This is a genomic window from Bacillus sp. SG-1 (assembly GCF_000181495.1).
Classification (GTDB): domain Bacteria; phylum Bacillota; class Bacilli; order Bacillales; family Bacillaceae_B; genus Rossellomorea.
The window spans coordinates 501,061-522,476 of the sequence record NZ_ABCF01000001.1; the positions used below are offsets into that span (position 1 = coordinate 501,061).

At 39.3% G+C, this 21,416-nt stretch carries 16 protein-coding genes and 1 pseudogene; 10 read left to right on the forward strand and 7 right to left on the reverse strand.

Annotation, left to right across the window (positions count from 1 at the left end; genetic code table 11):
- Positions 1-105: 105 nt before the first annotated feature.
- The 6 genes and pseudogenes from BSG1_RS02670 (at position 106) to BSG1_RS02705 (ending at position 8,479) form a co-directional block, all read left to right on the forward strand.
- The gene (locus tag BSG1_RS02670; protein WP_006835279.1) at positions 106-2,025 is read left to right on the forward strand and encodes a hypothetical protein; all 1,920 of its coding nucleotides are present in this window, start codon (positions 106-108) and stop codon (positions 2,023-2,025) included.
- 1 nt (position 2,026) lies between these two features.
- The gene (locus tag BSG1_RS02675) at positions 2,027-2,878 is read left to right on the forward strand and encodes a hypothetical protein (protein ID WP_006835280.1); all 852 of its coding nucleotides are present in this window, start codon (positions 2,027-2,029) and stop codon (positions 2,876-2,878) included.
- Positions 2,868-3,626 (forward strand): hypothetical protein, encoded by a 759-nt coding sequence (locus tag BSG1_RS02680; RefSeq protein WP_006835281.1) that lies wholly within the window; start codon positions 2,868-2,870, stop codon positions 3,624-3,626. The genes BSG1_RS02675 and BSG1_RS02680 overlap by 11 nt, the downstream gene beginning before the upstream one ends.
- A 32-nt stretch (positions 3,627-3,658) precedes the next feature.
- Positions 3,659-4,486: pseudogene (locus BSG1_RS02685) on the forward strand (hypothetical protein); the annotation flags it as partial.
- A 1,817-nt stretch (positions 4,487-6,303) separates the two neighbouring features.
- The gene (locus BSG1_RS02700) at positions 6,304-7,209 is read left to right on the forward strand and encodes a hypothetical protein (protein WP_044022237.1); all 906 of its coding nucleotides are present in this window, start codon (positions 6,304-6,306) and stop codon (positions 7,207-7,209) included.
- A complete protein-coding gene (locus BSG1_RS02705; protein ID WP_232214172.1) occupies positions 7,157-8,479 on the forward strand; it encodes a replicative DNA helicase in 1,323 nt (440 codons plus the stop codon). The genes BSG1_RS02700 and BSG1_RS02705 overlap by 53 nt, the downstream gene beginning before the upstream one ends.
- A 103-nt stretch (positions 8,480-8,582) precedes the next feature.
- Here the strand turns inward: BSG1_RS02705 and BSG1_RS02710 are convergent, their stop codons facing one another.
- A complete protein-coding gene (locus BSG1_RS02710) occupies positions 8,583-9,704 on the reverse strand; it encodes a hypothetical protein (protein WP_006835287.1) in 1,122 nt (373 codons plus the stop codon).
- Between the two features lie 562 nt (positions 9,705-10,266).
- Positions 10,267-11,223, reverse strand: coding sequence for a calcium/sodium antiporter (locus BSG1_RS02715; protein WP_006835288.1), 957 nt, complete (start codon positions 11,221-11,223; stop codon positions 10,267-10,269).
- 249 nt (positions 11,224-11,472) lie between these two features.
- Between BSG1_RS02715 and BSG1_RS02720 the strand changes: the two genes are divergently transcribed.
- Positions 11,473-12,810 (forward strand): hemolysin family protein, encoded by a 1,338-nt coding sequence (locus BSG1_RS02720; RefSeq protein ID WP_006835289.1) that lies wholly within the window; start codon positions 11,473-11,475, stop codon positions 12,808-12,810.
- 300 nt (positions 12,811-13,110) lie between these two features.
- Entirely contained in the window at positions 13,111-13,932 is an 822-nt protein-coding gene (locus BSG1_RS02725; protein WP_044022238.1) for an ATP-dependent DNA ligase, read from the forward strand.
- Positions 13,933-14,283: 351 nt separating this feature from the next.
- On the opposite strand, the gene BSG1_RS02730 is transcribed toward BSG1_RS02725, so the two are convergent.
- The 4 genes from BSG1_RS02730 to BSG1_RS02745 form a co-directional block, all read right to left on the reverse strand.
- Entirely contained in the window at positions 14,284-15,156 is an 873-nt protein-coding gene (locus BSG1_RS02730) for a DUF6612 family protein (RefSeq protein WP_006835291.1), read from the reverse strand.
- A 236-nt stretch (positions 15,157-15,392) separates the two neighbouring features.
- Positions 15,393-15,671 carry a helix-turn-helix domain-containing protein gene (locus tag BSG1_RS02735; RefSeq protein WP_052302344.1) on the reverse strand — a complete coding sequence of 93 codons (279 nt, stop codon included), beginning with the start codon at positions 15,669-15,671 and terminating at the stop codon, positions 15,393-15,395.
- Between the two features lie 140 nt (positions 15,672-15,811).
- Complete coding sequence (locus BSG1_RS02740) at positions 15,812-16,294, reverse strand: competence protein ComK (RefSeq protein WP_006835293.1); 483 nt, start codon at positions 16,292-16,294, stop codon at positions 15,812-15,814.
- Positions 16,295-16,509: 215 nt separating this feature from the next.
- Positions 16,510-16,986, reverse strand: a complete 477-nt coding sequence (locus tag BSG1_RS02745) for a sigma-70 family RNA polymerase sigma factor (protein ID WP_044022239.1) — start codon at positions 16,984-16,986, stop codon at positions 16,510-16,512.
- A 563-nt stretch (positions 16,987-17,549) separates the two neighbouring features.
- Between BSG1_RS02745 and BSG1_RS02750 the strand changes: the two genes are divergently transcribed.
- Complete coding sequence (locus BSG1_RS02750) at positions 17,550-19,670, forward strand: sensor domain-containing protein (protein ID WP_006835295.1); 2,121 nt, start codon at positions 17,550-17,552, stop codon at positions 19,668-19,670.
- Positions 19,671-19,970: 300 nt separating this feature from the next.
- Positions 19,971-20,534, forward strand: a complete 564-nt coding sequence (locus tag BSG1_RS02755) for a hypothetical protein (protein ID WP_006835296.1) — start codon at positions 19,971-19,973, stop codon at positions 20,532-20,534.
- Between the two features lie 85 nt (positions 20,535-20,619).
- Here the strand turns inward: BSG1_RS02755 and BSG1_RS02760 are convergent, their stop codons facing one another.
- Complete coding sequence (locus BSG1_RS02760; protein WP_044022336.1) at positions 20,620-21,189, reverse strand: HAD-IA family hydrolase; 570 nt, start codon at positions 21,187-21,189, stop codon at positions 20,620-20,622.
- Positions 21,190-21,416 lie beyond the last annotated feature (227 nt).

Genomic DNA, 21,416 nt, shown 5'->3' on the forward strand with positions numbered 1-21,416 from the left:
ATTCTTTTTCACCATCAAATTTACAGTGAATGTAGATATATTTTGTGATCATGTAAAATTAAATGTAAGAAAATTTAAAGCTTTTTTGTAGAAGAGGAGCCAATCATGTATAGACAGCAGAAAGATCCTTTATGGAAATTCTCACCTATCCCCAATATAGAAGAATCAAACTTTAATAAAATCCTTGAACGTTTTTATAATATGCGTGTAACCGGTTTAACTCGTGAAAATACTCAAAACTCCATGGATGGACGTTTGATTGGAAGCGATGGACCAGTTACTTTGACAATAAACACAGGGAGTATTGAGAAAGAGAACATCCCGGGCATTAATGATGTAATTGAGCGCATCAAATGTTTACAAGGAAGAAACAGTTATACGAAAGAAACCATCCAGCATATGATCAATAAAATTGACCAGGATGAAGTCAGGTACATATCATTTGAAGATTCAAATACAAGAGGCCTGACTGGTGCTAAAAATGGTCAAAGTAACTCTACGAGTGATACGTGGGGAATTTACGCCTATAACAAGGGAGTTCATTTTGAGGAAGAAGACTCTGAAGTAGAGACTTCTCGTGGTGGTTCACATGGTGTGGGGAAAATAGCTTCGAATGCTGCATCAGACTTGCACCTTATGTATTTTGCCAACTGTGATGAACATGGAGACCAACACTTGGGTGGAACAGTTCAGTTAATTGAGCATGTATATGAGGAGAAATGCTATCGTTCATCTGGGTACTTTACAGATATCGATATGTTTGATGATGGGAAGTCTAAATTTTATCCATACGGAAACAACTTTCACCCGGTTTTTGCAAAGAACACCCGAGGATTGAAGATCATCATTCCGTTTCTAAGAGAAGAATATGATAACGAGAATGAAATCATAAAGAGTATTTGCGATAGTTTCTTCGTTTCTATTTTAGAGGGAAAGCTTGAGGTTATTGTTAATGAAGAGAAAATTACAAGCGAGACGATAATTAATTATGTGAAAGATCCCAGGTATTATGAACAGGACATTACTGAAGCAAAGAAAGTTTTTACCCCTTTATATGTAGATACCTATCAGAACGAAACACCCAGAGAGTTAACAGTCTCAGATAGTATAAGAGATTATCATTTTAAGTTGTATTTTAAATATGATGAAAGTATACCAAAAGGCCGTGTCGCTATTGTAAGAACCATTGGTATGAAGATAGAGGATTTTAAAGTGACCGGAAATGCTAATAAACCTTACAATGCTGTACTAATTGGCGGTTCAGATGAGGATGCATATATAAAATCCCTCGAAAATGAATCCCATACAGAATTATCGTGGGAACATATAAAGGATGCTAAACTACAAAAGCGGGCTAAACGATTTATTAATAACATCTCCCGCGAGATTGCAAAAGTCATAGAAGAAGCGATAAAAGAAAACAACCCAACAGATGGTGTGCTAAACACTGAAGATATTCTCTACGTAGTAGAGACTCAATTTAAAAATGATTTGTCCAATAGCTTGGGTACAGTAATGATCAATAAAGGAAAATCTGTCATAAAAGCTTCTACAGAAGTTCCGAAAAAAGCTAAAAAGAAGAAATCAGAAGGAAAAGATAGCAAAGAAAAACCAGAAAAGAAACGTGATCCACTAAAGCGTAAAAAAAGAGAAGACAAGGGGAATGAATCGGAAGAACAGTCAAAGACGAAGTATAGCGCAAACCCGGAAATGGTTGAGCGGATTATTCTGCACAATAAAGAACTGATTAAATTTAATTTTACCGAGAGTGATTTAATGGCAAACGAAACAACCTGTGACATCTCACTATCTGTTATTGATGGAATGGGTGTCGAATATGCTGATGAGTTTAATATACTAGGTAACTACAGTTCGATTGCAGATCTGTACTCCGGAATTGAGTATAAAATTGATAATAATGTGATTAAGGACGTTAAAATACGTCAAGGAGTTACAGAACTTCAATTAGGGTTAAGAGACAATTTCAACAAATCATTAAAATTTGTTTATTACATCGAGGTGTAACATGATCTATAAAAAAGACGCAAACTTTCCATATCCTTTGCTGACAAACACGTCTAATAGTTATGCGTCCAGTCAGTTTATTTTAGATGTAGAGCTGCATGAGAACGTACATCATTACCAGTTTGATTTTAACTATGAAATTGACTCAGAATTTATAATGAATCTGCTTAGTAATGGTCAAGCACAGCCTATATTAATTATTCAGTCTAAAGACAACAAGTTTTATAAACTGGGTGCGAATCAAAGGTCTATAAAGATATTAAAATCTCGTATCTCAATCAGCAGCCGAACTTCAATTCAGGTGCATATTCAATCGAATGAGGATATTTCGTTTAAACATAATGAAGATCTAAGTATCTTTTATGATAAGTTTAAAGATGAATTAGTGGTGCCTAGAAATTCAATTCTTGGCTTTTCAAATGTCGTGATGTTTGAAGGAAGTACTACAAAGCCCTTGGAATTGTTTGAAAAGAAGTTAAACCCGGATCTTAATTCAGCAATAAAAATTGAACTTAGCCATGAAACGATTGTAATCCAATATCGTAATGAAGAGTTTCAATTTAATAACTTACCAAAAAGTAATACTTTAAATAACCCATATGTTTACACAGGAATGCATATGGCCCTGCAGCGATTCATCGTTAATAACGGAGAGGATAATGAGTCCGTGGATTTACTTGATATCGATCCGCCAAACAATCCTCTGGACTTAAAACTGTATCATCTTATGAGGAAAAAGATGGTGGAAGAGTTAAGTATCGATACTATTGATGAAGTGATCTATTCCATTTCCGATAAGATGATTGAAAAGTATACATCTGTTGTAAAGGGGTTAATTTCAAGTGGAAATTAGACTACTGGAAAAGGGTTACAAAAATAATGAGCAGTTTTATAAGGACTTCATAGAGGATCAGATCCTTTTGAAGGAAGAATACTTCTCTAAAGAGGTAGTACATTTAGATAAAGCACCAGACTTTCCGATCTATATAGCCCAGGGTAACGAAACAGAACGAAAGGATTTGTTCTTGGAAGCGTTTCGTGTATTAACAGATTATTACTTGGATACAGATAGAGATGTCCACCTGAATGAACAATTTTGGCATTCACTATTGATCACTAAAAGAGAATTTCTCTTAGAGAATTATCCTAAAATTACTGAGGGAATCAATCATTTCAATAACATAGTCCTGAAGAAGTTTGACTGGGAGAATTATATTTATAAATGTGTGTTGGGTGCTCAATATATAAATGATTTCGTAACAGAGCCAGAGCAAAGAGAACGATACTATTCATTATTGGTTGATAACTTAGATATCTATAATTATATTATTAAGTATGAAATTTTTCGGAATGACAGATTTTTAATCAACATTTTGGATATTATTGATGAGTTGGACTTATCTAAAGTACTAAAAGCAAAAATTAAGGATCGGGATGACTTGGGGAAAGACGAACGGGTTGGAAGACGGGTAATCTTTGAATTTAATAAGAGCTATCCAGTTATTATGTCTCCTATGTTAGATAAGGAGGAGCTCAAGCCCATCTTTTTAAAGTATTTAAATTATTATTATAATTCCTCTGAGGCATTGGAAGAGGTTTGAGGAATTCATTATGCAGCCGGTTAACTTATCTGGGAGACGTGAAGTCGTATAAACTGGAGGATGCCCCTGATTTCATCGATGGTGCTGTTTCGCCTGAAACCGTCAGTATGCAGAACAGCTACTATGGAAACTACGTGCAAGGCTTCTGGAACAGTGTGTTCGGGAAATCTGAAGTGAAGCTTCCTTCAGATGAGGGGACAGAGGCAAATGTAAGCCCGATTTTCGATGAGAACGGAGAAATGTATTACTTTACCGATTTCACCTCGCCGAAAGAAGGAGTGGACAGTATGCTGGGCTATTCCTTGACCAACTCAAGGACGGGCGAGGCAACCTTCTACACAGGCAATCTGGAGAAATCCTATATGGACTCACAAGGAACCCTCCAGATCATCGAGAAGAAGTTCATTGAGAAAAAATGGACCGGGGAAATGCCGATCCTGTATAACTTCTACGGTGAAGCGAGCTGGCTGACGCCTGTGTTGGATCCCAATGGCTTCCTGCAGAATTACTTTATCGTATCGGCTGCCAATCCGGAAATCTCCGTCTATGCCAACACGCCAAATCAAGCGCTCAAGCTGTATAAAACAGCCCTGCAGCGGGGAGGCGGAAGTGTTGACGGCAGCGGAAAGGCAGAAGAAAAGCAGGTCAGCGGCACAGTATTAAGGGTCTATAAAGAAAAAACCGGTGATTACACAACTGTTTATTTCCTGCTAGATGGCGGAAAAAGCTTCACCGTTTCCTCGGAAAACAGTCCGATGAGCATCTATCTTAAAGAAAATGACAAAGTAAACGTCACCTACCTTGATACAGGAGAAAGCTCCTTGCCTGTCCGTGAAATGGAAATAGAAGGGCTTCAGTAATATAAAGCTGTAAATTAGCAGGAAAATAGCTTTATTTAAAAGCAACCTGTTTTAGAAAGCCTAAAAGAATCATCCCAGTGATGTAAGGGTGGTTCTCTGAAAATAAATCGATAGCATTAACTAAAAAATGCAAAAAACCTTCAAAATCGATTGAAGGTTTTTTGCATTATCCTTTTAATTTACCTGAATGCTCCAAAACTCTTTTGCCACACGGTGTATCCTTTTAGACTTAAATGAATGCCGTTAAGATTAAGGTAAATTAGTTTTTAATGCGCAGCAAACTAATCAGCTATAAATGACATACCATTTTTCAACTAAGTACCTGATTAAGTAGGTGTAGACACGATCCACCGAAAGTATAATACATTCAATAAGAATAGAATTATATAACTCAGAAATGAGAAGATTAAATTCCACTCATGATATTTATACACCTCAAAGATGTAGGTTGAGATAGCTTCTAAACCGGTTACAATAATTGAGAATGTTAAAATAAATACTATAGTCCTTTTGTAGTTTAGCTTTAACATATCATACATATACAATAAGAAATATCCAAAGAAGGAGTATGCAAAAATATAAATGATTAAGTCAAATAGTTCAAAACTCGGCCTGTCCATAATGTCATAAAAATCATGAGGAGGCATTGCTAAAAGATGATCAATTACAAAACTTAACACTAAATTAAATAATATGAGGTTCAATGTTAATTTGGAAGGGAACCTTTTGGGAATTAGTAAAAAAATTAAAACCATAATAGTTGAAATAACCAGGATATACCACTCATTCTTATCAAAAGACTTAGGCAATAAGGGTTCAATAAACTCATTTAACATAGTGCTTCTCCTCTTTCAAAGAATGATACCCATATAAGAAAAGTAAGTTCCCTATAAGAAGTACGGTGGACTCCAGTAATGAATAAGAAAACCTCCAATTTTCAAACGTAACTATCCCTGTCCATTCGTTAATATGTTCTAATGCAGGTACTATTAATAACCATGCTCCACAAACAACGATTTTATAAATCAGATTTATTTTCTTAATGACAACTAACAGTATTAAAGTAATGTAAGGCAGTAGTAAAATTCGGTCAATGTCAGAAGCAATTACAAGCAAAATGTTATCTTTGACTTTATACCAATTGGTATTTAAAGAAACAAATTTATATAGGAGTAAAACAAAACAAATATTAAAAAATAGATACGATGTTCTGTCAATCCGATTTAAATTCCCTTTTATGTACCTTTTGCTGACCATAATTATGAACAAAAATAAAATGAATTTTATTAGGGCTATCATAACCAATTTCTCCTTAAACTCCTTTTTATTAGTTTCACTCCCCATTTTTTTTACATACATTTTTCTCCACTTATTATTTTTTTGTTAGTTTCCTACAAAAGTTAATCCATGCAGTGGTAACAAGACTGTCATTCTGAGGTACACTCTTTGTTATTAGGTGGTAAATACTATGTCTCAGATAGTACAGTGTATTGGCTTTAATCAGAAGAGCTAGAGTTTCTCCTCTAGAGCCTCGCTTATCTCAACAGGCAAATACATGCAGGAATTTATACACTATAGAATTTGTTAGCTTCTAATGTCCGCCTGTATTACTTTGAACGATCCCGTCTGCTATTTGTGCTTGTTCGTGTTATGAATGCCATAATTTTGTGTGATTTTTGAATGAAAGTTAGTAGAGGCACTACTCACTTGTTTAAACAATCTCTTAGCGCCCTTTATAAAAAAATTTTCAAAAGGGGTATCCTTATTAAACTACATCCCCTATATACAAAGTAGAAACGTATATAGGAGGAATGAAAATGACTGGCTGGATTAAATTTCAACGGAAAACGATTGATAGTGTACTTTGGAGTGATCCATTTACGTTGAGGCTCTATCTTTTGCTGAGCTGCAGGGCACTTCAAAAGGAAGGTATGTATGTTAAAGAAATAAAGGTTGGGAGGGGGCAGTATTTGAGGTCATTCTCTCTGTTGGCAGAAGATTTGCTGTACGTCCAGGATGGGAACATGAAGATTCCAGCGAAGACTACAGTCAAACGAAGTGTGGACCGCCTTGTGAAGTTTGGATACATAACGACCGAGACAACTCTTTATGGAACTCTGTTCACATTATTGAAACCCGAGGCGGGTTGCCAGGAATTTTTTTGCGATGAAAACGGCACTACGGATTTGCAACCGGATGTAAACATAGATGATATGGCTGTACTACAACAAGAAGAATGTAAGAAAGAAAAGAAAGATAAAGAAGATCTTAAAGACGAATTTAAAGAAACTAAAGAAGAAACTTCTGAAAAATCCACATCGAAAGAGAGCAGTGAAAAGACGGCAGCAGTGACGGACAAGTTCCTTAGTCTCCGAAATTCAGGATTCTATATTTCACCCAAGGAGCTGTGTGCGATTGAAAAGGTATGTGAGCTGGAAGTGGACGCCAGGCAACTTGTGACATGGATGGAGGAAGTCCATGCTCATTATCAAAAAAGGAACAAGAATGGCAGCATAAAGTCGTTTCTTTATTACGAAAAAGCTTTGATGCAAAAGGTCAAAAATGAAGGTAAACCTTTTAAAAAGTCTGTTTCTTCAAATGTGCTTTTGACTGAAACCAATAATTTTCTTGCCAAGATGGAAGCTTGGAAAAGAGAGGGGGAGAAGCGCATTGCAAACGAATCAGTTAGAACACCAGTATTCATCAAGCCAGTTTTCAACTGAAAGGCAGACCTGCGAGCTGGAACTCTATGAAGCGGAGAGCATGCTGCTTGGAGCCGTTTTTCTTGAGCCATCTGTGATTCATGACATCACACTGAAACCTGATTACTTTTCACAGGTGAGAAACAGGGTGCTTTTTAAAGCGATGAAAAGCCTGCAATCGAAAGGAAAGGAAATTAATCCGGTCACCCTGGTCGACGAGCTTGGTGATGGGATTGAGAATGTTGGCGGGCTATCGTACATCACGGATATTGCCTGCTGCTGTCCGTCGATCAGCGGGATTGATCACTATCAGAAGATTGTGCTGGAACGGTATAGAATCCGGAAGCTGCAGGAATCGGCATCCTATTTTTTGAATGATCCGTCCATTGGTAAGGCAGAGGAATTTTATCAAGTGTACGTGGATACCCAGGAGCTTGTGTTGGAGCAGCAGGGAAAGAAAGGCGATGCACTGTATGAAATCATTGAGTCCTTTTACTCTGAGCCGGAAGATCTCGGTGTTCCTTCAGGATTTCAACATCTTGATGTGATGACAGGAGGGTTCAAACCCGGAGAACTGATCATTGCCGCCGGAAGGCCTTCAATGGGGAAGACGGCACTGGTTCTCAATCTCGCTATGAATGCCGCGCTGCATGGGTCAACCGTTGATTTCTTTTCGCTTGAGATGAGTGAGAAGCAGCTGTATCATCGGCTGCTTAGCAGAATGGCGCAGATTGATGCTTCGAAGCTACAGAATCCATACAAGTTTTGTACCGAGGATGACCGGAAACGAGCGAATGAAGCCATGAATACGTGTTACAAGCTCCCTTTGCAGATTTATGACCAGGGAAGGCAAACCCTTGATAGCATAAGGGCAAGGATTCAGAAGACAAGGAGGGAAATCGAAGGAGGTTCCTATCTTGTCGTGATCGATTACTTGCAGCTCATTCCGATTGAAGGGAAATTCGACCGGCATGACCTGGCCATCGGGGCGATCACAAAGGAATTGAAACACATGGCCAAACAATACAAGGTTCCGATCATCCTGCTGTCCCAGCTTTCCAGAGCGGTGGAGCAGCGGGGAGATAAGCGTCCGATGATGTCCGATCTGAGAGACTCGGGCAGCATCGAACAGGATGCGGATATTGTCATGCTTCTGTACCGGGATGAGTACTATAACCGGAATACAGAGGAACGTGTGACAGAGATCAACCTGGCCAAGCACCGGAACGGTCCGGTGGGGACGGTCAAATTGAATTTCATCAAGGAATACAGCTGGTTTTGTTCGTCTTAATGCTACTACAGAGAACAACATGGAAAAGAGGCTGGGAGATATGTTACTACCGGTTCCCAGCCTCTTTGTCTATGATAATCGTGAAATCCTATAATCATTTGGATTATTGGTAATTAACAAATGCCGGTGCAGGGTCCAATTCCAGCACATCTTTCGGAGTCATCAATGGTTCGTCCTTCTTGTAAAAGACCTTGAATCCGCCGTATTGAATAGGCTCCTTCTGAACATGTTCATTGTACCCGGCTCTTTTAATTGCATCCAGTCCATGGCCGTCAAAGTTTAACGCCACTTCCACGTTTTCTGTAGGATGGATGGCATCTTTATTTGTCAGGACATGTTTTGAAAATTGGTGAACGATGACAAGTTTGTCCGGAAGGCCGTTTTCTTTCACTAGATTTGATACATATTCAATCGCTTGTTGAATATTCTTCCCGTCGACTGTGCCCAAATCCACTCCGGGAATTTCTCCTTCTTTCACACGAAATTCTGTATCAATGGCTAAATGGACGTGAGGGAGTTTCAGGTATTTTTCCAGCGATTTGACTTGATTCATGACTGTATCCCGGGCCAGTTGGACATCCAGGATCAGCAGGGCATTGTTTTCTTTGGCCAGCTTAGCATATTTTTCGATATCTTCGGCTGATGTCGGGTGTATGTAATCACCATCTTCTCCGGGACTTCGCTGTGCTACGGTCGATATCAATTCAATTGCAGGAATGGCGGGTCTTTCAGGATCCAGTTCAGAATATTCCCTGGTTTGTTCGATCAGTTTCTCCATGAATACTTCAGGGCTGTGTTCTCCCAGAATCCCCATATTGACCGAATTGGGGTGACCATAATAGGAAACGATTCTATGTTCCTTAAGAGGCCCGTCTGTTAGATCTTCTGCGCCTTTTTGCAGGGTTTGACCTAAAGGCACGCTTCTTGCCGTGTCGCCTCCATGCGCCTGCGTTCTAGGCATTTCCGCCAGCTGCTTATCTGTATAGTTGGTTTTCAACGGTTGTGCACTTTCGGAAGGTTTGATAGCTTGATAGGGAGCTTCCTGTGTGAATCTCGGTGACGTTTCTGTCTTCTCAATAACTTTATGTTCCTCGCTGACGGCCAATTTCGACTTTTCATGCTGCTGGGGTTCCTGGTCTGCAGAACTTGCTGTTTGCGAACAGCCCGTTAACAGTAAGAAAGGAATTGCTGCGAGGCCAGCTCTCGTTCTAAATCTCTTATTCATGTTATCCCACCTGTTTTAAAAATTCTTGTGTTGAAGGTGGCTTTCACTATTCAAAGAGTTCTCAATCTATAACTCTATTATTGATTGAAAATCTATGTTTTCTGAATGAAATGCCTCATTTTACTTACCCTGCCCAGGCCATGATAAACCTTCGCCAGAGAAAAAGGGAATGATTCTCTTATGTATGGTCATAAAGAACCAATATGGGAATAGAGTTTTCCTTTTATGCATGAAAAAAGAGGACGCAATCAGTTCGATTACGTCCTCAGCTTATAGAGACACACCGTGTTTTGTCTCTCTGCAAGATTTTTGTCTTTTATGTGGTGAAACGCGCCAGAATGTACCAGAAATAGCTGATAAATATGAAGAAAAGAGCTAATTCACCCTGTTCAGAGAAAATAGCCCTTGTCTCCATGGGAAAAATTCGGCGCTTTGGGTTTTTCCGAGAGCAACAATATATACGAAAACAGCGTTCTCATAACACCCATCTGACTATTATTTCATTTGATAAAGCGCAAAGAAAGGATTCAAACAAATTGTTACTGGTTCATTAGACAATTAATTAATTTCTAATGATGATAAAAACCATATAAAGTATATACGCAATAACTAGGAAGCTTCCTTCAAATCTTCCAATTTTAAAGTTTGTTCTTGAAAAGATAAGCAATGTCCCTGTCAGGAATATCATTATTAGAATATCAAACAATATCCTGTTATCGACGATGATCGGGTGTATAGAAGCGGTAGCTCCCAATACGAATAAGATATTAAAGATATTACTGCCCACGATGTTTCCTAAAGCAATATCACTTTCTTTCTTCAATGCAGCCGTTATGGATGTAATCAACTCTGGTAGAGAGGTACCAATAGCTACAATGGTCAGGCCGGTTAACGTTTCACTCATCCCGAGAGAAAGTGCAATCTCAGTGGCATTCTTTACAACTAATTCTCCACCAACTATTATTCCAACAAGGCCTCCAAGCGTAAGTAAACTATTCTTCATCCAAGAAGCAGGCGCCTGTTCCTTGCTTTCCTCCTTGATCTTTTCCCGGCTGTTTCTTGCCACTTCAAATATATAGTACAAGAAAATGGAGAAAAGCAGTAAGATGATGAAGCCGTCACCTCTTGTAAGAAGGTTTTCACTGGCCCCTTGAAGCGCTATATCACTAATCAAAATCAACAAAGCTGCACTCGCTAATAACGTAAATGGAATTTCTTTTCTAATCGTTTCATTTTCCACTTTCAGCGGATAAATGAATGCAGCTATCCCCACTACTAAAGTTGTATTCAAAATATTACTTCCTACCACATTCCCAAGAGCAACTCCGGCATTTTCCTCCATTGCGGCAATGATACTGATAGAAGCCTCAGGAGAGCTTGTCCCTAAGGCCACAAATGTTAAACCAATCAGAAGCGGGGAAACATGCAGAGCGCGTGCAATGTTGGAAGAGCCGTCAACAAATAAATCTGCACCTTTAATTAATAATACAAAGCCTAAAATTAATAAAATATAAACCACTTTTTTACCTCTCCCTATAATAAAGAACTACTTATATGTTTACACAAAATTAATGAGGTTAATCTTTTTATAAGGCTGTTTTCTAAAAGATAGTAGCTTTTCAACTAATTCTTCTGGTGTTTTTTTACGAATGGTTGATTGGAGTCGCACACCTGAAGTGGAAATCAACTACTCATCAAGTATAAATGCATCGGTTCAGCAACAACCTATACTAAGTAATTATATGTTTATGGCTAGGAGGATGGATCATTGACTACAGCAATCATCACGCTTATTGTATTAATTTTAATCAATGCTTTTTTTGCGGCTTCCGAGCTTGCATTGGTCAACCTAAATGATAATAAAGTCAAGCGGCTCGCTGAAAATGGAGACAGCAAAGCTAAGAAGTTACATAACCTTATCTCAAAGCCAAGCCTATTCTTGAGCACCATCCAAATTGGTATTACGCTGGCAGGATTTCTGTCGAGTGCATTTGCAGCCGATTTTTTTGCCGAGCCATTGGCTCAGAAATTGTATGAAGTGGGATTACCGTTGTCCCTGGAACTATTGCATACAATCTCCGTTATCGCAATCACTGTCATTCTATCGTATTTCACTTTAGTGTTTGGGGAACTCGTACCGAAGCAGCTGGCATTACAGCGGGCGGAGCAAATATCTAACTTTGCAGCGGCTCCGATTTCATTAATAGCAAAAATAACATTGCCGGTTGTCAAAATACTTACCTTTTCTTCCAATACTGTCATACGTTTATTCGGAATTGATCCCAATGAGCAGAATGAAGAGGCGACCGAAGAAGACATCAGGATGATGGTCGATATCGGCAGGGAGAGAGGCACGATCAACACAGTTGAAAAGGTGATGATCAATAATATATTCGAATTCAATGATAAGATTGCCTCAGATATTATTACACACCGCACGGATATGTGTGTACTCTCAATCGACGCAGATCTGGAGGAAGTTCTTGAGATGGTCAGCAAAGAGGGATACACCAGATTTCCTGTATATGAAAAAGTCAGAGATAACATTGTCGGCGTGCTCCATTCAAAAGATCTATTCCAGTATATCGGGAAAGATGAGGATTTTGACCTGCGAAATGTAATCCGAAAACCATACTTTGTCCTGGAGTCCCAGACAATAGATGTTCTCTTCACAACCATGCAAACGAACAATGTTCATATTGCGATTGTCCTCGATGAATTCGGTGGTACGGAAGGGATGATTACGATTGAAGATGTCATCGAAGAAATTGTCGGGGAAATCTATAGCGAGAGTATAGAAGAAGGCATTTATGAGGAAGAAATTAAACAGATATCGCCGAATCAGTATGAAGTTAAAGGGATCGCAAGACTTTGGGAGCTGGAAGCGGTACTTAAGGTCCACTTCTCTACCGAGGAGCTGGATACACTCAGCGGATTCCTTATACACGAACTAGGCTATTTTCCCTCTGTGCAGGAACGCCCGGTTATAGATTATAAACACTTACAATTTGAAGTTTTGGAAATAAAGGATAATCGGGTGGAAAAAGCAATGGTGACTGTGAAAACGGATGATTTAAGTAAAGAAGCGAAAAAGTCTGATCAATAGAGAGAGTGTGTTTTTTGATTAGACCTAATTTGGGATATTCTTCATTTTGATAAAAGAGCCACTTTCAAAGCAATATTAAGTGATTTAAGGAACAATTTATTAGACGTGCCAATCTTTATTACGGTTTTTTGTCATGTCGTTTTCAATAATTTTTAGATGTGGATGGCACTTTTTAGTGGACGCAATCAAGGAAGAAGGGTGGTCCTTACAGCTGGTTTTCCGACCATCATTTCATTTACCATCATTCTACTAAACTCCGGAACTCCGTATCGTGCTAGAATTGGCGTGAGGTGATGTGTAGTGTTTATCTCGCCAATGTTGTTACACAAAGTGGAAGAGCCATTCGATTCAGCCGACTACATTACGGAATTGAAACTTGATGGCATCCGATTATTATATACGAAAGATTTACTTGGCAAGGTCCGGCTATATACCAGACATAACAACGAAGTTACAAACCGGTTTCCTGAGCTCGTCAGTTGGGGGACTAGTATACAGCCTGGCACGGTATTAGATGGTGAGTTGATTGTGACTGACACGAAAGGCAAGCCGGATTTCGAACGGACAATGGCTCGTTTTATGAGCGGTAAGGACAAATCGCCTGTCAGCTATGTAGCTTTTGATGTACTGCAATGGGCTGGCAGCCGAACCACTCAATTACCATTGCTTGATCGGAAGGAATTGCTGGCAGATATTATTGCAGAAGATGATGCGACGGTATCTAAGGTGAAATTTGTCGAGGGGTCCGGACCTGCTTACTATGAAGCCGTTTGTCAGCAAGCGCTTGAGGGAATTGTGCTGAAACGAAAAGAGTCTTTATATGAAGTCGGTAAGCGAAGTCACTCGTGGTTGAAGGTCATTAATTATCAGTTCGCCGATGTGCTCGTGACTGGTTTTCGCAAGTCTAAGTTCGGCTGGCTGCTTGCTGATGAAGCCGGGAACCCACAGGGAATGATGGAACTAGGGGTACCGGTGAAGGAAAGAGCAAAAGTATGTGGTAGTAAGATTAAGGAAGAGCGAGAAGATTACGTTTATATAGAGCCGATTAAATGTCGGGTGAAATACCGAAATATAACTAGTGGTGGGCTGCTCCGTCTGCCAAGTTTTGTGAGCTGGCTGTAATGGCTGGCTTTTTTATTTTTGTTAGAATGCTTGATAGGCGCTTTAAGTGTTAATGCCAGGGACTTTTCTGCCTACTCAATGGTATTATACATCCCGCTGCCGGTCACTTTCGTCTTTTCATCGTGCAACGGGGGTTTCTCGTCTGCAGAACTTGCGGCTTACGAGCAGCCTGTTAACGCCAGTCAGCCAGTGAGCCGGTGCACTCAGATTGAAGACGGGACGCAGAATTCTTGTTTCTTCCATAGGAAAAGAGGACGAAATCAATTGGATTTCGTCCTCTATTTAGCAGGGTGTCAACTTTATCATTTTATCTAACTCTTATCTGCTTTTCGGTCTTGAAGGCTGCCTCAATTACTGCCCAAAAGGCGATTCCATCTCAACCGCTGATTCAGTGACTTCTGCAGGAACCTCGATTGCCTGGATTTCATTGAACTTTGAGAACTCGCTCTTCATGGTTTGATCCATTGTGAGAGTTTCTCCGTTTTGCTTCATTTCAATATTTTGCTGCAGTTCCATTTTAACGGTGTTGAAACTTTCTTTATCAATCCACATTTTTAGTTCCATATTTGCGATAGAGATGTCTTCCATCATACCGTCAAAAGAAGCTTGGAGTTTTTCGTTCATCATTCCCATTCCTTCTTCAAGGATCTCATCTGCTTGGGCTCCTTCCAGAGAGAGATGGAGAATAAATGTATCATCATCTTGTTTGAAGGTGAATTGATCCAGGTAAGGCTGAAATTGCTTTAGTTGATTTTCTGGAAGAGAAGATTCCTGCAGGGCGCTGTCCTTCATCAAGTCTGCCATTTCATTGGGGAGTTTCGTCCATTCGTTCTGCATGTTGTCTTTTAGATAAATCTCTTCTTCTGTTAAATACATTTCAACTTGGGCCACAGGTATTTCATTGCCTTCCATTTCATCCATTTGCATGTTCACAGTCGAAGTCTGGTACATGGTCATCGGTTCCATGACTAGATCGGTGGAAGAGGTGGTGCTCATGTTCATTGATCCTTCTTCATTCGCCTCATCATGTGTGACTTGGTTGATCTCCATATCCATATGTACGCTGGATAATTCAGAGTCTGCTTGTACAGTATTCTTAAAAACCTGTTCCAGTGTCAAATCACTTTTATTTTTTACATCAGCTTCCGGTGAGGCGGTTGTTGAACAGGCACCCAGAGATAGAGCGAGTGCGGCGGCTGTCATGACTTTCCAGATTCTTTTCATTTTTCCACTCCTTTGTTTGCTTATAGTATATGTACGATTGCCATTACCAGAAAGTTTCAATTTCTATGAAGAAATGTACATAAGTTTTAAAGAAGATTAAGAGTTTTTGAGGCAGGTACCGAGAAAAGAGGGGAATGACACAGTAAAAATGTGCTTCAGGGGGGGAACGTATTATAGGCGTTGAGAAGGGGGCGGTGTGCGAGAAAATAAAGGGGGAGCATTCCCCCAAAGATTCATTATGTACGTGATTTTACGTCCTCTTTATATAAAGGAAAAACATCTTCTTCTATTTCTTTTAGAAGTTGGCTGGGAGTCACATTAAGTCCGGCGGCAACTTTAAAAACAGTATGGTGAGACATCCCAGCCTTGCCCAGTTCTATATTATTTAGATGGTTATGATGAAAACCTGAGCGGTGTGCAAGCTCTTCCTGCGAAAGTCCTTTGTATTTTCGATGAGCCCTGATTACTTTTCCGAAACTTTGTTTGAGAAGTTCCTCTAGTTTGATAGTTATCACCCTTTTTTCTTCATTATTAAAGTGATAGAAAAAAGGTGACACAGTCTATAGTGTGTAAAAAGGTAGTTATTGGTAAAATGTTGTTTTTTTTTGAACTTTTTTTAAAAAATTTCTTGGCTGCTGCGTTATTTACCTATCATTTACACTCCAACACTGTCCGTGTAATACATCATTGAGAAGTAAGCAGTCCGCTGTAGTTGTTTCTTAATGACAGCGGGGGATTCACTCATGTAAACCGTTCTGCCGTTTTTTAATGTGACAAGAGAAGATATGGCTTTATCAGCTGTATTTGCTTTAGATATGGATTTGATATGAGCAGGAAACAGCCAGATACATTCAAAGGCTTCAGGGGAAAGAGACGGGAATGCAAAGATGTTATGTTTCGGAATGATGGGGATCGGCACTTTCCGTTGATAGCCTGTATAATGCTTCACAGCTTCCCGTCGGCCTTCATAGCTGGAATATCCTTTCAAGCAGGCTTTCTTAATGATGCTCAGGGGTGGCTTGGTTACATAGAAGATGTTGTCCGTTTCGATGACTTTTGTGAGGTAGTCGGGGTGTTTTACGGGAATCAATGCTGCTGTTTTTTTGGATATGGTGTAGCTCGATACAATTTCTTTCATGTAACACGCTCCTCTAATAGATTGACAGTACAGCGGGAGGGAAATTACACATTCCTCAAGCGGACTGTCGTTTCAATTTCTTTACTAGTTTATTATTATGGATATAATTGGCAATAAACACAGTCTATAGAGTGCATTTCTGAAAAATCAGACAAAATTCTGGTATAAATCGACAAAAACCTCTCTTAGGCAGAGAGGCTTCGTGTTCATTCGGTCTATTTCCGTATTAAGAGTTTGCTTTTGGCTCCATTGCGCCATTTTTTCACAGCAGAGACGGATACCTGTTCCCGTTCGGCAATTTCACTGATTTTCATCATCCCGATAAAGGTGTACATCACCCATTTCTTCTGCGTCTCGGTTAACGGCTCAAAGTAAGTAAGCAAGGTTTCGCCTTCAAGATAGCTCTCTCGGGAGTCGTCAGAAACCACCTCCCAAAAGTTTTCTTCAGGGTAAATAAAGGACTCCTGCCACTTCACTTTAAGTTTCAGTTCATCCAGCAGCCTTCCACGGATCGTCGAGTAAGCGTAGCCCGTGAAGTTGCCTTTCTCTTCATCATACTTCTCCCAAGCCTCCCAAAGGGCCGTCATCCCGATGTGATAGTATTCGTCTTTCTCCTTGTATATCTGAAGGGTATTGATGATCTTATGAATCATTGGCTCATACTGGGCAAGCACCTCATTAAACTCTTTCAATCTGCTATCCTTCCAAAAGGCGCGCACTTTTCATGTATTCCCGGGTGAGTTCAGCATAAGGGAGGGGGTGTGTTTAGGACAAAGAGGCTTGGAGAGGCTATGTTGCAGGGTACGGCGACTTTCTCTAGGGGAAACTGGTGGTTATTAGGCAGTTAGGGGAAGTTTTGTATCATTTTTTGTTGTTGTTTTTTAAAAAGTTTAAATAGAAGGCGTCTTATGATGAAAAAGCGCGTGTTTCTTTGAGAGGAATCACACCTTGCTGGCAAAAGGAGTCTAAAGTTTGACAGGAGTTATATAGATAACTTGATGTGCAAAAATAATAGGAAAGGACTTTGCAGAATTACTTGTATATACAAATCTTTCTTCCTTTACATTTTGTTTTAGCGTAAAATATAAATTAGGTAGTTTATACAAATATTTGAAAACCAAAAACGACAAATGCTTAAATAAAAGAAAAGTTCAGCTTTAAAAAGGCAATATATCGATTCTCCATCAAGCCTTTAATCATCCAGACAATCGAAATTGTTTTTCACCATAGAATCATTTGTCATAGGAGAGAGTAAATGTTAACAGATAATAAGGAGCAGAATTCTCGTCAATTCTTTAGTCAGCTAGGGACCTTACTTGAAAAGGATCATCCCCAATCGGATTTTGCCCGGTCTATGTTTGAAAGTTTAATAGAGAAAGCGCCTATTGGTGTTTATATACTGGAGGAAGGGTCTGTTTCATACATTAATAACTATTATTCGGACCTATTGGGATATACAAGAGAAGAATTCACTCAAGGACTCGTTTCCCTGCAACAAATCATTCATCCGGAAGATTACCCAACGGTTCAAGCTAGAATTGAAGGCAGGAATCAAGGGAACAAGAAGGTAGAGAGATATCGTGTACGAAACATTAATAAACAAGGGAAGTTAATATACACAGAAATTCAAAGCTACATGGAGATCATATGCGATAAACGGGTGCTCTTCGGCAGTGTGATAGATATAACAGAACAAATCGAAGCTCAACAAATGCTGGAAGAGAGCAATGAAAAATATAAATCCCTCTTTGAAAGCAGCCCAGATGCCATGTATTCTATGGATGAAAATGGGATCTTAATTGATGTTAATCCGGCGGGTGAACAGCTTATAGGGTATTCAACCAAGGAAATGAAGGGAATGCCTTTCATGCCCCTTGTTGCATCAGAAGATTTACCTGAAGCTATTAAACATTTTGAAAGTGCTAAGGTTGGAGAACCGAGCAGTGCAGAGTTGGTACTTATTCGAAAGGATAGTCAAAAGATTCATGTAGAGGCCACGCATTATCCTATGAAGGTAAATGGAGAAATTGTGGGTACTTATGGAACAGCCAGGGATATTACGAAAAAGAAGTTATATGATGAGAAAATGAGGGAACTCGCTTTTTATGACCCGCTGACTAGATTGCCAAACCGTAAGTTATTTGAAGATCGGTTAGGGCAAATCATTAAGCTTGCAAAAATTGAAGAGAAATTATTTTCTGTTATTTTCCTTGATTTGGATCGGTTTAAGTTTATAAATGATTCGATGGGTCATCATATCGGAGATGAATTTTTAAAGTTGGTGGCCGACAGACTGAAACAATCCATTAGGAGTACAGATACGTTAAGCCGGTTAGCCGGGGATGAATTCACCATTTTACTGCCTGATATTACTGAGGAAGACGTCATTAGTATAGCGGAACGAATCAACCAAAGTTTAGCTGAACCCTTTCAGGTGTCTGGCCATTGGTTAAGTGTTTCAGCAAGTATTGGAATTGCATTCAGCACGGGAAAAAATGTTGGAGTTTCAGAAATTATCCATCGCGCAGATACTGCAATGTACCAAACTAAGAAATTCAGGCGAAGTCAATATACGATATATTCCGATGAAATGGAAGTGGACACTTCATATAACTTAATAATTGAAAGGGATTTACCCCTTGCAGTTATTAACAATGAGTTGGAATTGTATTATCAGCCAATTATGAACTTGGAAAGTGAAAAAGTGATTGCGATGGAAGCACTGATACGTTGGCACCACCCTGAGCTTGGAATGGTTGCCCCGAATGATTTTATCCGTGTGGCAGAGGAGTGCGGGCAAATTATCCCGATTGGGAACTGGGTTTTGGAAACAGCCTGCATACAAAATAAGAAGTGGCAGGATTCCGGAAAGCCTCCATTTAAAGTGGCGGTCAATGTTTCTACTAAACAACTCCAGCAATATGACTTTGTTGACAGCGTAAAGAAAGTATTGGCGAAATCAGGGCTGGAGGCTAAATGGCTTGAACTTGAAGTAACTGAGAGTATTTTACTCGATGATGTGGAAGAAATTAAAGAAAGTTTAACAAGACTGAGAGGAATTGGCGTATCGATTTCCATAGACGATTTTGGTACAGGCTATACTTCTTTAAGTTATCTCCGTCAATATCCTTTTGACACAGTAAAAATCGATAAAAGCTTTATTGATGACATTAGCCGTGATTTACATGGGAAAAGGATTACCTCTGCAATAATCTCTCTGGCACACAGCTTAAATATGAATGTCGTTGCAGAAGGTATTGAAGGTGAAACAGAGCTAATATTTTTGAAGAGAGAGAAGTGTGACGCAGGGCAGGGTTATTATTTTAGTAAGCCGATTCCTGTACATTTACTTCCTGATGATTTGTTGATTAGATAGAAGTTCTCTTTAGCTTTTACTCTTTTTATTACTGTTCTATTTACGGGCGGAACTTTTTTTTCTAGTCTTAAGGGGTGCTTCGGCAGCCCTTTTTCTTGTTTAAGTCAATGATAATGAGGCTGCCTACCTTGGAGACAGAAAATTGCCGCCTCCAATTTTGATTGATTTAAATGGGGGAGTTAGCCTTATTCCGGTTGAACTTTAAGATTATATATCCGAAACTTATAAGTAGTTGAATCGTCTATTACTATAAGGAGAGTTTAAGTAGAAAAAGAGGTATATAGAGTAGGGAGTGGAACTTTGAAAAACGAAAAAACGAAAAAGCAATACTTTGAGAAATACTTACCTATCCTTATAGTGGTGGGAGGATTGTTTCTCTACCATCAATGGGATGAGGCCAGAACAAAAATTGAAGTTTATGAACTACGGCAGGAATCTCAAATAGATAACCAACTGAGGGAACTGCAGTCTGTTTTTTACAGCATAGAAGAAACACTGAATACATATGAATTTCCGATTGAGGATGAGAAAAGAATTTATTATCAAGATGCCCTTGATAACGACATCCAGCGCCTTCATCACCTCGGCAATACCATCCAACACCTGAATGAGTTTACAGACTTCCTCATGATTAATGAGAATTATTTTTCCAGAATTGAAAAGGTACTGAAAGGGTTGAAAGGTTTCCAGTATACGGAGACTGAAAAACACATCGCTATCCAGGCTCTTTCTGATTCTCGAAGAGAATTATATTCTCTTATGGATATCCGGGAGTTTTCTGTAGAGGATAAAGCTGACAGGGAAGAAGTGTTGAATTTGCTTGATGAATTTATTGATAGACTGGCGGTTTTGGAGAGGTATTAATCTCATACCCTTCTGAGGGAGATTAATAAAACTGGTCAGCGGCTCCGAGCCGCTGACTATTTTTATTAGAGAATAAGTCTATCCCTTATTTTTTAATAGGGAATATATTAAAGAACTCGGAGTAGTTATCTAAACGATAGTCGGCTATTTCACAATCACTTTGAAAGATACAGGTCTCTATTCCTAATTCCTTTGCCGGCATTAAGTCGAGCTCTCTGTCACCGATGGCTAAATCAATATTATGTTTGTCATGCAGGTATTGATATGACGCAGAGTGCGGTTTGCGGGGGAAACCGTCGTCAATCGTCACGATATCATCAAAGTACTTTTCCCATCCATAGTGCTTTAAGATCAGCATAACGCCGGCTCTGTCCTTGTGGGTCATAATGACATTTTTGTCAGCTGACTTAAGAACATCTTCTACATGTTGGAATGGCGGCATATCTTGCGGCATCAGTTCGCTTCTTAGTGTTTTCATTTTCTCTTGTTGATCAGAAGAAACATTGTAGTGATCCAGTGCGTGCGGGTATGTCACTTTTAACTTATCGTAAATTTCCTGCTCATCCTGTGTACCTCCCAAGACCTGCGAGAAGACTTTGGTGTAAGCGGGGTATGTATCAAATAACGTACCATCGAAGTCCCATAGTATATTCATCGTATCATCCTCTTTAATTTCTTTCTTCATCACTACTTTAACAAAGTGCATAATGGAATGAAAACTCTAAGAAACCATTTCGTGATCTGGCTCTTGGTGACATATATTTTCTGAGACTGTCCCAGCCTAGACTGTCTTGCCATACGGGGGTCCTTTAATTCTTGACGCCAAAAGAATAAACTGAATAATAAGACAAAATCCTTGATTTCCTTTCAAAATCATGAAAA